14 protein-coding genes and 3 pseudogenes are annotated in these 14,492 nt (G+C 42.9%); 1 reads left to right on the top strand and 16 read right to left on the bottom strand.

The features are described from left to right. Positions 1-43: 43 nt before the first annotated feature. The 16 genes and pseudogenes from ACJJIT_RS14890 to ACJJIT_RS14815 form a co-directional block, all read right to left on the bottom strand. Positions 44-193, bottom strand: coding sequence for an IS3 family transposase (locus tag ACJJIT_RS14890; RefSeq protein WP_444900923.1), 150 nt, complete (start codon positions 191-193; stop codon positions 44-46). A gap of 475 nt (positions 194-668) precedes the next feature. Beyond that, positions 669-1,289 (bottom strand): class I SAM-dependent methyltransferase, encoded by a 621-nt coding sequence (locus ACJJIT_RS14885; protein WP_444898890.1) that lies wholly within the window; start codon positions 1,287-1,289, stop codon positions 669-671. Between the two features lie 586 nt (positions 1,290-1,875). Further along, positions 1,876-2,151: a hypothetical protein gene (locus ACJJIT_RS14880; RefSeq protein WP_444898889.1), complete on the bottom strand. Its 276-nt coding sequence runs from the start codon at positions 2,149-2,151 to the stop codon at positions 1,876-1,878. A gap of 82 nt (positions 2,152-2,233) precedes the next feature. Beyond that, positions 2,234-2,512, bottom strand: a complete 279-nt coding sequence (locus ACJJIT_RS14875; protein ID WP_444898888.1) for a hypothetical protein — start codon at positions 2,510-2,512, stop codon at positions 2,234-2,236. A gap of 282 nt (positions 2,513-2,794) precedes the next feature. Further along, complete coding sequence (locus ACJJIT_RS14870) at positions 2,795-3,481, bottom strand: DUF1963 domain-containing protein (RefSeq protein WP_444898887.1); 687 nt, start codon at positions 3,479-3,481, stop codon at positions 2,795-2,797. 622 nt (positions 3,482-4,103) lie between these two features. Beyond that, complete coding sequence (locus tag ACJJIT_RS14865; RefSeq protein ID WP_226648534.1) at positions 4,104-4,349, bottom strand: VF530 family protein; 246 nt, start codon at positions 4,347-4,349, stop codon at positions 4,104-4,106. Positions 4,350-4,863: 514 nt separating this feature from the next. Beyond that, positions 4,864-5,232, bottom strand: coding sequence for a DUF6559 family protein (locus ACJJIT_RS14860; RefSeq protein WP_444898886.1), 369 nt, complete (start codon positions 5,230-5,232; stop codon positions 4,864-4,866). Positions 5,233-5,356: 124 nt separating this feature from the next. Further along, a complete protein-coding gene (locus tag ACJJIT_RS14855) occupies positions 5,357-5,839 on the bottom strand; it encodes a YcxB family protein (protein ID WP_444898885.1) in 483 nt (160 codons plus the stop codon). A gap of 895 nt (positions 5,840-6,734) precedes the next feature. Beyond that, positions 6,735-7,646, bottom strand: a complete 912-nt coding sequence (locus tag ACJJIT_RS14850; protein WP_444898884.1) for a hypothetical protein — start codon at positions 7,644-7,646, stop codon at positions 6,735-6,737. A 360-nt stretch (positions 7,647-8,006) separates the two neighbouring features. After that, positions 8,007-8,897 (bottom strand): annotated as a pseudogene (locus tag ACJJIT_RS14845) (IS3 family transposase); the annotation flags it as partial. Positions 8,898-8,909: 12 nt separating this feature from the next. Next, positions 8,910-9,176 (bottom strand): annotated as a pseudogene (locus ACJJIT_RS14840) (IS30 family transposase); the annotation flags it as partial. A 181-nt stretch (positions 9,177-9,357) separates the two neighbouring features. After that, positions 9,358-9,614, bottom strand: a pseudogene (locus ACJJIT_RS14835) (transposase); the annotation flags it as partial. A gap of 138 nt (positions 9,615-9,752) precedes the next feature. After that, positions 9,753-10,199 carry an SF0329 family protein gene (locus ACJJIT_RS14830; RefSeq protein ID WP_444898883.1) on the bottom strand — a complete coding sequence of 149 codons (447 nt, stop codon included), beginning with the start codon at positions 10,197-10,199 and terminating at the stop codon, positions 9,753-9,755. A 107-nt stretch (positions 10,200-10,306) separates the two neighbouring features. After that, positions 10,307-10,705, bottom strand: coding sequence for a hypothetical protein (locus tag ACJJIT_RS14825; RefSeq protein ID WP_444898882.1), 399 nt, complete (start codon positions 10,703-10,705; stop codon positions 10,307-10,309). Positions 10,706-11,283: 578 nt separating this feature from the next. Continuing rightward, on the bottom strand, positions 11,284-12,540 hold the full coding sequence (locus ACJJIT_RS14820) for a DUF5677 domain-containing protein (RefSeq protein ID WP_444898881.1): 1,257 nt from the start codon (positions 12,538-12,540) through the stop codon (positions 11,284-11,286). 93 nt (positions 12,541-12,633) lie between these two features. Beyond that, positions 12,634-13,389 (bottom strand): hypothetical protein, encoded by a 756-nt coding sequence (locus tag ACJJIT_RS14815; protein WP_444898880.1) that lies wholly within the window; start codon positions 13,387-13,389, stop codon positions 12,634-12,636. 860 nt (positions 13,390-14,249) lie between these two features. Between ACJJIT_RS14815 and csrA the strand changes: the two genes are divergently transcribed. Beyond that, entirely contained in the window at positions 14,250-14,438 is a 189-nt protein-coding gene (gene csrA / locus ACJJIT_RS14810; protein ID WP_413664641.1) for a carbon storage regulator CsrA, read from the top strand. Positions 14,439-14,492 lie beyond the last annotated feature (54 nt).

Here is a 14,492-nt window from a genome sequence, read left to right as displayed (position 1 = left end):
TTTCCCCCCACTCTGTTGTGCTCAACTCCAACCGAACACTTCTCTAATTACATTTCTTAAATTCGATAGAGGCTAGGTCCCCCAGTGTTGTATGTATTCTGCTTGAGTTGTAAAAAGCAATATAGGCTCTTACATCTGCTATCGCCTCCTCTTTTGTCGGATAGAGATTTCCCATTAACCACTCTCGCTTCAGGCCGCTAAAAAAACGTTAAGTCGGTACCTTGTCCCAATAATTTCCCTCTTCCTGCTTCAGGTTCTTTATTTAGCACCGCAGGTTGCTGGCAGTTGTTCCTACAGTCTTTACTACCTTGGAAATCGAATATCCTTGCTCAGAGACAAGAGTTTCGGCGTCTTTCTCAAATGCCGGATTGAAATGCCGACGTGAACCTTTTGTTTTCATACTTCACCTTGCTCGGTAGTTTTACCATCTTCGCGAAGTGTCTGGATGGATTAGATCACTACACTGAACCTAAAATCCATAAGCTACAAGGCAGGGCTAGACCACCGATATGTTTCCAGTTGGATAAGGTTGAGGTAGCGCACTGCCATGACATTCAACTCGATTGAAGAGCTGCTCGACAGTATCGTTGGGTAGAGATTTATTACGGATAGGGAACCGCCCATTGCGGACATGCATGATGGATGGTGTGGGGGCCGGTAGCTAGAAACTACCGGTTACCCGGTTTAGATTTTTTTCTCGCTACGATGGAGAATATATGCCAATGGTGCGGTGTACCATCTGCAGTTTCTCCTGAAAGGTCATGTTCAGTCCACTTTAATAGCTCAAATTTACCGAGGTATTTTTTAATCTTCGATTCATTCATAACTAGAGTATCACTCCAAAATGCTTCCTTATCATACTCAGGCCCAGCCATTGTGTCTTTCGGCCCAAAGAATGAACCGCAAAAGATTCCACCCTCTGTCAAAGAGTTAGTTATTTTCAACCAAACTGACTCAAAATCTTTTTCAGGACAAAAGAAAAGACTGGCATCAGCAACTACCAACGAGGACTCAGGATAATGGAAAGTATTAAAGCTATCCCTTGATAGAGTAACCTGCTCATCATCTTTGAATCGTTTACGACATCTAGATATAGATTCATTCTCGATATCAAAGGCATGAACCGTGAAATTATTACTGCGCAAATAAGCTATATCTGATCCTGCTCCACAGCCACAATCAATAGCAATCTTTCTTCCTTTTACTTTGCTAAGAGCAAAAATTAAATCTTCACGAGTATCACTATGTTCTGTTGAATCATAATAGTTGGAGATTTCTCTCGTTGACATTCCCTATCTCCGATGAGTAGAAAATCTAACGCCGCCAACAGCGGCCGAGCGTAGCGAGGTCTAGCCCCGAGGGGCGATGCTGTCTTTACTTGGTAGGCCCAGCATGGGCGTAGCCTAATGGAGTGAAAGTCCCCTGTAGGAAGATCACCGTTTAATGGGTTTCATTAAATGCTAACTACTAGCGGATGGCAACTGCAGCACCGCGAGGTTTTGTGGGGAGGAAGCCGCTAGTAAAATTACGAATTGATGAAAAGAAAAATCCTATAAGCCTGGAGGCGAGGTGCCCAGGGACACCGAAGCCATGTGGTCTAGCTGGTAGAGTAAATGGTGTAGTTGGATAGTGAAAGTTAACGTTCTTATCTGGGGAGATAGGTTTAGCTTGCTGCAGTAAAGTTGTCTGCGTGGCCGCAGACTCGGAAGTAGCGTACTGCCATGATACTCTACTCAAATGAAGAGCTGTTCGGCACTATCGTTAGGTAGAGAGCCATTACGGATAGAGAGCCATTACGGATAGAGAGGCGCCCATTGCGGACCTGCACGATGGGTGGTGTGGGGGCCGGTAGCTTGAAACTACCGGCTACCCGATTTATGTGTTTTCATTTCTTCCTATATTTCTAGCAGCTTGACAAGCTAACACTAACATTAATGGAAGCAATGTAAAGTCTACGATTAAAGCAAGCCACCAATAATCCGATAAGTGTAATGTTGGATGTAAATATACTCCGCCCAAGCAAATTATACCGCCTATATATGGAAAAAATGATGTACTACCTTTCTTTATTAAAGCATTTAGCCCTGATACCCAGTTAGATAGACCAATAACGCTACCAATAATAATCAAGCTTAATGCAAAGGTTTTCATTTTTTCTCTTCCCTACACATAATGCCCAAAGCAGCGGCGCACGTTAGCACGTCCAGTCCGCAGGGCGTACAGCCTTTATTTGTTAGGTGCTCGACTGTGGGATTTTATTTTGCCATAAGTAGCATTTTAAATTTGATTTACGTTTAAAACGCTCAAGCACATTTGCATTAATATGCCAGCGCCTACAGATTACCAATAACTTAATTATGGCCTCATCTGAAGGTGATTGGTTAAAGCTGATAGTTAGCTCCAGTCCATGGCCTCGCACCTGTTTGTAATCAGGAAGCTCATAGATGCAGGAAAAGAAAATATTTTCATCTTCTTGGTCGTAGAAAGTTGGTCCATCAATCGTAATATCCATGCGTACACCTAGCGCTCGTAGCGCGAGCAAAATTTAAGCGCAACGCCAGTTTCGTCGGCGTGCCTATGCTTGGTACACCCAGTATGGGCGTGGACTAATTGGGGCGAAAGTACCCTGTAGGAAGATCACCATTTAATGGGTTCCATTAAATGCTAACTACTAGAGAATGACAACTGCAACAGCCAAGGACACCGAAGCCGGGTGATCTAACGGGTAGAGTCAAAGATGCAGTTGTGTAGTAGTCGGTAACTATAAATTGCCGGCTACACGATTTTGAGCTACTCAACAACATTGCCAGAGGAACTTACCAATCGTTCCCTCTTTATTTATGAATGCGTATGAAACACCGGAGTCTCCAAAATTGATACTAAATGGAACTTCACACGAATCTAGCTGCATAAGAAGTGACCAGTCGTCCGTATTTCCGGGAAATTCGTCACCTTGAAGAAAGCTGGGTGTCCCACCAATTTTATTTCCTCCCAGCTTATTACAGTATTTTTCATAGTCCTCGTCAGCTAGATCAAAGCGTTCTGCTTCTGGAATGAACTCTGGGTCTTTTGAGGCTGAAAGATCAACAGCTAATTCGATATCTATTGGGTAAAGACCAGTTTTCCCCTTTACTTCAACATAGTCCTGTAAAGTTGGTCCAGTGGTGATATTTCGTACCTTAATTTGAGGCTTACCACCCGGTTGAATAATTACTGCATTCTCGCCACCATCTGGCTCCCATGTTCCATCAACGTACTCATCATCATCTGTCATGAAGATATAGGCCACTTTTCCCTCACAGCCTGGAAATAGATTATTTGTAAGTTTGATCTGACAAATAAAGCGCATGGGAGAATCCATTTCAGAGCTTATTGGCCATTGAGCTTCCTCAAGCCAATTAGGCTGACCGCCAAATTTTGTAACAACATCAGAAATCGGTAATTCAGTTACTTTGAATTTTATTGTATTACGAGTAATCATACTTATCCTTGTGTACTCTAAACCCTTGCTAATAGGCAGCTGAAACTCAGTGTAGGCTGTCCCGTGAAAGCGGAACGGAGTGTACTTGAGTAACTTGGTACGCCTAGTATGGGCGTGAACTAATGGGGTGAAAGTCCCCTGTAGGAAAGTCACCATTTAATGGGCGCCATTAAATGCTAACTACTAACGAATGGCAACTGCAACACTGTGAGATCTTGTGGGGAAGAAGCCGTTAGCAAGACTATGAGCTGGCGAACAGAAACATCCTATAAGGCTTAGGCTGGAGGGGCACCGAAACGGGGTGGTCTAAGGGTAGAGTAAATGGTGTAGTTGGATAGTGAAAGTTAACGTTCTTATCTGGGGAGATAGGTTTAGCTTGCTGCAGTAAAGTTGTCTGCGTGGCCGCAGACTCGGAAGTAGCGTACTGCCATGATACTCTACTCAAATGAAGAGCTGTTCGGCACTATCGTTAGGTAGAGAGCCATTACGGATAGAGAGGCGCCCATTGCGGACCTGCACGATGGGTGGTGTGGGGGCCGGTAGCTAGAAACTACCGGCTATCCGATTTATGCGCCTGTCCCTGCCCAATCACAGCGACATCTATGTGGTTACCAAATAGTGCTTATTTACGATTACCCCACGGAGATTTATTTTCAAAAGTTGAGATATACAGATTCTCGACTTTATCTCGCGCCCACTGGGTTTTGCGTAAAAACTTGAGCGAAGACTTAATTGATGGGTCGCTCTTAAAGCAATTGATATTAATCCTATCTGCCAAACCATCCCAGCCATAATGCTCCTGCAATCGTGTAACAACTTTCTCAAGAGTAATACCATGTAGCGGATTATTTGGTTGTTCTTTACTCATTCTTCAATCAATACCCTATGTTTAATGACGCATAATGCCGCGAGCATGGGCGTGAACTAATGGGGTGAAAGTCCCCTTTAGGAAAATCACCATTTAATGGTCGCCATTAAATGTTAACTACTAGCGAATGGCAACTGCAACACCAGGAAGTCTTGTGGGGGAGGGAGCTACTGGCAAAACTACGAGCTGACGAACAGAAACATCCTATAAAGCTTGGCTTGGAGGGGAGCTGGCCAAGGAGACCAAAGCCATTTGGTCTAGCGGGTAGAGTCAATGACGTGGTTGTGTAGTGAAACTTCAGGTTCTTGTCTGGGGAGGTCTGTTTAGCTTACTGCTGGGAAGCTGTCAGCGTGGCCGCTGACTCAGAAGTAGCGCACTGCCATGACACTCAGCTCAAATGAAGAGCTACTCGATACTATCGTTGGGTAGAGATGCATTACGGATATTGTGGATTCGCTGATGGGCGGTGTGGGGGTCGGTAGCTAAAAACTACCGGCTACCCGATTTAAATGCCTCAATCTGTGCCGCCGCCATCGATACCATGTGAACCGCCACCAAAGTCAGAGCCAACAGATGCAACATCGTTACTACTAAAATTTGCATTTCCGTAAAAATGAAGATTTCCTACTTCTCCACGCATTGCTCCGTAATCACACATTTCACCAATTTCATGATGATATGCATCAAAATCCTTCTTTGAACAAAAAATTGAAATCGCGTAACAGGTATAAATAATTGAGAGCCCTGACCTCTCAATCGTAGCCCTTACTTGTTTTGGGCGATACCTTTTAGATTTCCCATAATCTTTCGCTAGCAACTTAGGCAATTTCCGTAAGTACGATTTTATCGCTCTATTTCGCTGTATTCTTCGAATGAACTGCATTACGTGTTCCTTGTGTGCATTTAACGCCTTGCCAAGCGGCGACCCCGTAGGGTCGTCGCGTTTGGGCAGCTTGTTATGCATTGTACTAGCTGCATTGTAGGCACGACTTTAATTTTTATTGAAATCAATGTTTACCCTTAATCTTGGTAACTATCTCATTAATTAATTCAGCAGGTAATAACGATTTAGACAAGTACTGCTGCCCCCCGGATTTAGCCACCAAAATAAGCCCTAAATCGGTTTCAATAATACGCTCGATATCTGCCCACAATAGAGCTGTTACCGTATAAGGATTCTGTGTCTGGATTCCATCCTTATCTATGGTTAATTTCACCTCACTATCGGCACTTTTCCCAAGCATCTGCCGTGCTAACCACCAAGCTCGTCGATATCGAATGTGAATCAGTTCCAGCACGCCTAATGCAATTAACGTGCAACTTGCGATCTTAGGTTGCTCAGTAAATAACAGTAATCCCGCACCAGAAGATAATAATAATGTAGGAAGAAGATAATTGGGCTTGACATTTTTCCCATGGGGTAGAGACTGATCATAGCATTCGGCAAGGTATTCTCTAGATAAGGTAAATTGAGTATTAAAAGGCTGCATAAAAACAACTTATTGTATCTGGTAAATTTGTCGTAGCACTACAGTGAGTGTCAGGATGATTCTTTAAGCTAATGTCAATTACGCCACATCTCTCAATAAGACCTAGGTTTAGCCCCACATAACGCCTTTAGCAACGGCAAATTACGAAATCGAAGGCGTAGTAATTTGTCCACTTGCCTAAATTTGGCACACCCAGCATGGACGTGAACTAATGGGGTGAAAGTCCCCTCTAGGAAGATCACCGTTTAATGGGCGTCATTAAATGCTAACTACCAGCGAATGGCAACTGCAATACTGTGAGGTCTTGTGGGGAGGAAGCCGCTGGTAAATACGAGCTGGTGAACAGAAATATCCTATAAGGCTTAGCCTGGAGACGGAGTGGCCAAGGCCCCCCCGGCTGATCTAACGAGTAGAGTTAATCAGTAAGCGGTACATGAACGAGATTTTATAAATTGCTATGGCAGACTGGCATGATGTCCCTCCATCAACTTCGAAGGGAAGCTCCATGAATCAGCTGCAGTGGCAAAGTGCGGAAGAAAAACTTAACTTACCGTCCGGAAATAGTTGATTACTGCACTGTCGAGCGGTGCAGTATGCTCCAGTTGATGAGCTTGCCGGCGGTAATCCATTAATGATATGTGAGTGGTAAAACTATAGAAGTGGAGATAGAGGAGGAAGGTATCCTTTAGCAGTAGTAAAACTCCTTCCAAAGCCAACTATTAAATTACTTTTCTATCTGCGGTGTCTAATTGGAAGTCGCTAATAGTCGACGTGTATTGAAGTAAAATAACGTGATAGTTTGAATCCTGCCAAAACTATTAATTACCCCTTGGTGAGTGGCATGCGGCCACTCGCTGTAAGGGTGGCCTTCACGATGATTTATTATTAGTGAAATCTAGTCACTATTGAGATATATGTAAAGCAGATAATCATGGTACTCCTCATCTGATAATTCGGCATCTTCCTTCAGCTTCTTAATCAGTGCAATCTGTGCTGGATTATCAAAAGTTAAAGGTGTTTTAATTGTACTTTTGGGCCTTTGTTTGATTCTTCCGTCGGGACCTGATCGATAGTACCAGTTATTGGTGATTGCGACTTTTCTATCGTCATTCCCTTCAACAACTCTTGATGTTATACCTTCATGGTAGGTAATCATTCTCCCATCCCTCCCCCAGGCGGTCTTCCATGGTGAGAGAGATGGAATGGCTACCAGCCTTTCATCAAAACCGGAGTCTGTTAGCCAGCCTGCAGGATAAGCTATCAATCTTGAATCGCGTCCTTGATCGGATTCCCAGCCGGGAGGTACTACAATCTTGCGGTAATCACTGCCTGCTTTAACATTTTTTCCCCACAGTTTGTTACCGTGTTCATCTACATCCCAATCCCCTGGAATTGCCACGCCGCGACCATCTCCCCCTTCAAAGTACCTCCATTTACTATAAGGATAGGAAATTACCCTTCCATCATCTCCTTCTTGTGTGTAAAAACCGTGGGGATAGGCAACAATTCGGCCATCCGAACCCTCGCGGTGATCCCACTCATGGGGAAAAGTGATCCAACGACCATCGCTGCCTTTCGCTATTCGCCAATCGGCAGGGTAATGGAGTACACGTCCATCCCAGTCATCTTGATGATCATTATCCAATGTTTTCCAAAACGGAACATCTTCAGTATTGACATTTACACCCAGATGAACCGGCCCTGGCACTACAGCCTCAAAACCAGACTGAGCATTTACTGTGGAGGTAAAACAAAGGGAAATAAGTATGAGTAAAAGAGCTTTTCCATACAGGGCTTTAATTTTCATAAAATTGCATTTCTAATCGTATATTTTATATTTATTCTTAATGGTGTGAGAATTCAGATGAGAAATAGGGCAGAAAAAGATCATATAGATCTATCATGTGGATTTTTTGGATAGAAATTCTCCTTTCTAGATTTCATGAGGTAAAAAATCCACCCAAATATTGCATACATAAATGCAGCAGGCAATAAGGAGTCGAACAATCGTACTTATTTTGTGGGTCGAAGGAGAAGAAACACGCTTAAGAATTAATATTCATAATTTTGTTTTTTGTCATGAAAGCCACATTAGTTCTTCTTTGGCAATTTTCCTCTCTAATGTCTCAATATCTTGATATTTAGGTATCGGAAGGAGGTGTAGTGGTCAACTATTTCTGGACAGTAGGTTAAATTTTTCTTCCACTTTTGCAGGCGGTAATCCGTCATTGTATTGGTGGGGACGCTTCCAGTTGTAGTAAGTCATCAAGTAATGGCTGATGTCGCGGCTTGTTTCTGTGATGGAGGTGTAACCGAGAGAAGGTATCCATTCGCTTTTCATGCTCCGAAACAGTCTCTCCATTGGTGTGTTATCCCAGCAATTTCTACGTCAACTCATGCTCTGAGTCATTCAGTAGCGCCACAGCCGTTGGCGGAACTGATGACTTGTATACTAACAGCCTTGATCCGAGTGGAACATAACTCCATCGGATCTTCCTCGCTGTTCCCAGGCCATTTCCAGTGCTTTTATAGTTAATACTGTATCTGGGTGCCCTGAGAGAGCCCATCCAACGATACGATGAGCATGTAAATCTATAATGGTAGCTAGGTAACAACAGCTTGAGCCAGTCCAGATATAGGTAATATCGCCGCACCATACTTGATTATGGTTTCTCTATATTAAACTGACCGTCAAGTTTATTGGGTATATCTAAGTCCGCTTCGATTGCTCTCTTATATTTATGAGAACCTGGTTGCTTATAAACCAAACCCGCCTCATTCATGAGTCTTTGGACTTTAAAACGTCCGATTGATATCCCTACTCACAAAGTAAAGCTACGATTGTGCGGTTCCCAGCAGAGCCTTGGCTGTTCTCGAAAAACTCAATAACTTTGGAACGGAGCTGCATTCTGGGTATATCAACGGAGTTCTTCTTTTTCCTATATTCGTAGTAGCATGACCGAGGTATTTCAAAAGCTTTACAGGCCAGTTCCACGGGCTCCCGCTCACTTAATCGGTCTAACAACGCGTACGATTTATCTCGTCGGACATCAAGAGAGCTGTTGTAGGTTCAACCTGTCAAGGCAACACCCTGTTTAATAACCTGCTTTGGTGTCGCAAAGCTCAGTGTTTTTCTTGGCCTGCTATTAAGCTCGTTAGCAACTTGATTGAGTTTCCTCTGAGTATGCTGCGCCAAGCATGTCTTTTTTGGAAAGCACTGGCGGATTAAACTGTTGGTATTCTCATTCGTTCCCCTTTGCCAGGGGCTCTGAGGATCGCAGAAGAAGACAGGAACACCTGTCTTTTCCGTAAATTCAGCGTGCTTCGCCAGCTCCATTACAATGGTTCCTGGCTTAGAATCTATGGCATTGGCAATTTCACTAAAGCCAATGCCTTTTTTCCAATCGTCGAAAATCCACTCTTTTTCTTCTGCTGTAAATATGCGTTTCATTCAATGATCCCCCAATAGGCCATATTCCTACAGGGGCGTTGCACTGATCAATTGAATCTACAGTAGCCTTTTTTAGTATCTCTTTCTCCCTTTTCAGGCGATTGATGCGGACTTCAAGTTCCTTAATTTTCTGTTGCTCAGTGGTAAGCGCTTTACCTGTAGGCGTCTCCCCACCACGCTCTGTCTCTAGTTGTTTCGACGGATAGCCATTGTACCAATATCCAGCGACCGAGCGGCTTCAGGGATTGAATAGCCTTGATCTACAACCAAGGGGGCAGCATCTAACTTAAATTTGGGAGAAAAGGATCGACGTTGTTTACTCATTGAATACCTCTATCTTCGGTGGCAACTTTACCACCTAAATTGGTGTCCGGGTTTAGTAGACCACTACACACCGCCCATTGTGGACCCGCACGATGGGTGGCCTGGGGTCCGGTAGTTAGAAGCTACCGGCTACCAGATTTAGTGCTTTTCTAGCCGCGCCTCAATTACTTTCAATGCTGCCCTATTTTTTGTTTTCCTCTTTAGCTCGGGTAGGCGTCTTAAACCTATACGCTTATCTGAAGCTCGAAATATGTTAATCAACCCCCAATGGTCATTTTGAAAACTCTTTGATATCAGCTCATCTTTTGGGGTGTCAATATACTCTCGTATTAGATTGGAAATATCTGAAACATCATTGCCATAAGGATACCACTTAGTATTTACTCGTTTAGGATGATTCTTCCCAATAAAATCTCTTGGATAGTCCCAGATTATCTCCTTGCCTAAGGTAATCCAATATCTAGGAATATCGGTAGATCCCATTTGCGAATTCATTCTATAGGCTCGGCATTGCAATTGCAGATCAAGTCCATCTGCTCGCAGCAAATAAAATTCCTTTTGCAGTTTACTCCAAGGTCTTCCCATTGCTCATATCTCTATAATACTAACGTCGCCAACACGAACCGAAATGGAGCAGCGAAGCTGCGGAATGTAGGTCCAGCCAGATTTTTCGGTGATCGTACTTGGTATGGTTATAACTTACCTGATACATACTTTGAACCTAGGTAAAAAAACACTGCACTAAATAATAATGGGACAAATAAACTTAACCAATAATACCCGCCCAACACTACAGACAGAATACCCTCCATTTGAACAGCACCCAGCCTGACGGTAATCAAAGCCAACAACACTAATGCCGACACCAATGATATTTTAAGCTGAGAGGACGACAAATTTGCCAAGCCTATAAAGATACCAAACAACGCCCCTTTTATAGCAAAACTTGTAGAATCCATAGGCCAGCATCCATATTCTGATTGTTCACAGGGATGATGAAACATCACATGCGAAGAACCATAAATCATGTCTCCTACGAAAAAAGCTAACCAAGGAAACAAGATTACAAACAAGTACTTTATGTAGGTCACAGAGCCCTCATGAGTTATAACACTGCCAGCATGGACCGAAATGAAGCAGCGAAGCTATGGAATGTAGGTCCAGCCAGCTTTGCTAGCTATCGTGCTTCGCCTTAGTACGCCCAGCATGGGCGTGGACTAATGGGGTGAAAGTCCCCTGTAGGAGTGTCACCATTTAATGGGTTCCATTAAATGCTAACTACTAGCGAATGGCAACTGCAATACTGTGAGGTCTTGTGGGGAGGAAGCCGCTAGTAAAACTACGAGCTGAGGAACAGAAACATCCTATAAGGCTTAGCCTGGAGGTGAGGTGGCCAGGGACAGCGAAGCCACGTGATCTAACGGGTAGAGTCAATGGTGCAGTTATGTAGTGAAAGTTTATGTTCTTAACTGGGGGGCTGCTTAGCTTGCTGCTGTGAAGCTGTCAGCGTGGCCGCTGACTCACAAATAGGCGTAACCCGCTAGCTGCCATCCGGGGATGGAAAATATGGTGGAACACAGCAGCATCGTTGGGTAGGGATTCATTGCGGATAGGGAATCGCCCATTACAGTCCCGCATGATGGACAGGGCGTGGACCGGTAGCTAGAAACTACCGGCTACCTGATTTAAGTTTGTCCTTGCTGAATGTAATGTCCGATCCAATATCATCTGCCACTCGGACAAATATTTTTGTTATGCAAAAATCAACTATTCTTACGATAGTACCCCTTACATCGCGGTCATATACAGCATCGTCTCCATGCTCTAAAGCCCCTTTATATCTTGCAGACATGCTAAAGTCATGGTGAGCTATATCAGATAAGAAGGAATAGATCTCTTTATAGTAAGGCTCTCCAAAAGGGGAAAGTCTAGCCTTTTCTATAACCGATTTAGAAATATTAAATTGATACAGTTTGGCTTCCTTTATTTTTTCAGCGGAGTTTCTATCGAGCTTCTTGGAGATCTGCTCTTTGACTGCTTTATTACATTCTTTTTTCCATTCACTTTCAGACATCACGCTTGATAATTGAATCATCTGGGTGATTCCGTGCGGACTTAACCAGCACAAGTAAAAATTTAACGAAAGCTCATACAAGCTCCGCACTATATTTGATGACTGAATAGCTAAATCTTTATCTACTAGAACTCTAATTGACTTCAGCATTTCAGATGCCCTAGCAAGAATGCTGAAAATCACCTGATGGTAGCTTACATCTGATCTTTTATTAGAATGGAACTGTCGAAACTCATCTTTAAGAACTTCAATATAGGCTTCTAGCTTTGCAAGTTCTAAAGATATATCATCGCTTACATTAGAACCAAGTAATGAGAAGAAAGAGTCCCGGTTGACTTTCTCCATTGAGTATATGAGATGAGTATAAAGGTTATTAGTGTGCTTAAACCCTTTAATTGTTAGCGCAGATTCTTCTAAGCCTTTTTTTGATCCGAGAATAATTGCTGGAGGTTTGCTGACTCCTAAAGATGAATATGCATGATACGTGGCGACATCATCAGCACATACAAAGTCAAATTCACGGTCTTTATTGAGATTCTGATAAATATGCAGCGCAGGACGATAACCCCCGCGTATTGTAGATGCTATATAATCGATATCTTCTTGGGGTGGATTATCTGTAACGTGTTTCCACCCATTTTCAGTACGTTTATAAAATCCTGGCTCAATTCGTGAAATAGATACTCTGGTTATATAGCCTTTCAGTTTCCCCTCTAGATAATTACAATATTTTTCGAAGAAAAAATCATCCTGCTCCACTTCTCTAGCTATCAATTCATTTGGATCAACTTTGATCGTTTTTGGCGAGATCAAAAGTGATAAGGGATTGTTTGAGATATCTTGTTCACTCATAGAAACTTAACGTCGCAATTAGTCGCGGCTAATTTTGTGTAACAATGGGAGCACTGCGACCGCGCAAAGTTGGCTATAGTCTGCTCTGCGTGGTTATGAGTCAAGGCTCTCAGCAACTTCTTTATTAACGCGCTTATTGTTTTTGCCCCAATTGGTTTCATTGAGAAAATATTTTTCTAACAACTCCAATTGTATCGGGTCGTTATTTATCACCTTGCATTCTTTATCCAATGGTGCTCTTGGAGCAAGCTTTGTATTAAACACATCCCCGTATGTCATATTTTGCATACATACTTTAAAATCACCTAAATAGCACTGTGCATCTCCAGTCAACTCAATGATTTTTTCTAGTATAAGGGCACGATCCTCCAGGAATTGCAGCTTCATCACGTCATGCACAATAGACTGAAGCGAATATCTAGATACCCTAAACAACGTTGGATTTACAATTTCATTGGATTCAATTTTACTAACGACTGCCAGCAAAGAATGATTTAGCTTCCCGCTCAATTCTAAATATTCGGAATGGTTCAATTCGCCGATCATTTCGATATTCGAATATTTTTTTACAGTGCAAAAAGAACTAATTTCTCTTACTACAGCAGAAACATTGCATACGAGTGCGACAATCTCCTTAAACAATTCAATTTTTACTGCTCGCTTTGATTCCTCTCTCTGGGCATCTAGAGTATTCCGATGCTGTTTTCCAATTTTCTTGAACGCGAACCAAACCGTGAAACCAGCCACTAAAGCAGTAATTACAGGACTGGAAAAATCTTTAACTACTTCGTAGCAACTCAATTCATTAATAAAGTAGCATGCTTTTATTTCACTCCCATTAGTGGACATTAAACCTCCCAGGATTCTCGTGGCTCATAACAGTATATTCAAAAGTAGCCGCATTATATCATCACTCAATATATTCAAAGAGTAGAAAAACCCTCTAGTGGATATATTGCTGCTTTTCATCGCAGACGTAAACTACTCAAAATCAACAAGTTAACGATCTTTTTACTGTGGATATCTGCGGCTGCTCTTGATCTTCGATATTGGTTGCGGGAGAAAACAACAAAGTGTATATAAAAGCAGCAAAGTGAAGCTACTAAGGATGACTATTGCATCTGGGTCCCAAACTGAAAGGCAGTGGAGAGTACCAGTCTTAACGGCCATGTTTATACGCAACCTAAATTTTCAAAGCGTAAGCAACAAAAAATATAGGCACAAAAATAAACTTATTAGATTTTATTAGAGTTTGTTTTAGTGTCAAAGCTGAGTAAAATCGGTGGATATTTATCGATATTTGGGTCGTCATTGAACAGCCTTCTAAAGGCCGATGACCAAAGAGATTCGAGAGAATCAAGAATTTTCTAAAAACCATTCCCTCAAAGGAGAACGGTAGCGTGACGTAAGAGTAAGTAAAAGGCGCTGACCCAAGGTGGTGGAACACCATGGGCCAGCTAACCAAATTGATAAGCACAGTATCAAAATGGCTTTATGGATCATACGCTAGAAACCCGCTCGTCTTCAATAAAGTGGAGTCCATTCAGTAGTTTGGGGTGTGTCCCTTGGCTCTGGAAGCGTTGCGTCTGCCTTTTCTACCTCTATGCCTACCGTTCTCGCGCTCCACCTGATGCTTCCTTAAAAGTTACTTTCAAATCCTTCCATTAAGGGAGGTCTACGCATGGTTTGAGTATTCATAGGAAGCAATTATGTTGATCTTAAAGCGCCGAACGGGTGAAAACTTGCGGATTGGAGCGAACGTCTCAATTACGGTATTGGAAGTTAAGGGCAATCAGGTAAAGATAGGCATACGTGCTCCAAAATCTCTACCCGTTCATCGTGAGGAAATCTATAGACGTTTGCAAAAGGAGGGGGTGTTGGGGGATGGAGTTGGTTGAGACTTCGGAGCGCGCGAAGCAGCGGCGCGCGTTGGTGCGCTCAGTAAGCCGGGC

Source organism: Microbulbifer mixtoriginis (SeqCode) (assembly GCF_052467515.1).
The sequence above is the reverse complement of the archived record's forward strand: the minus strand, read 5'-3'. Positions and strand labels throughout refer to the sequence as shown.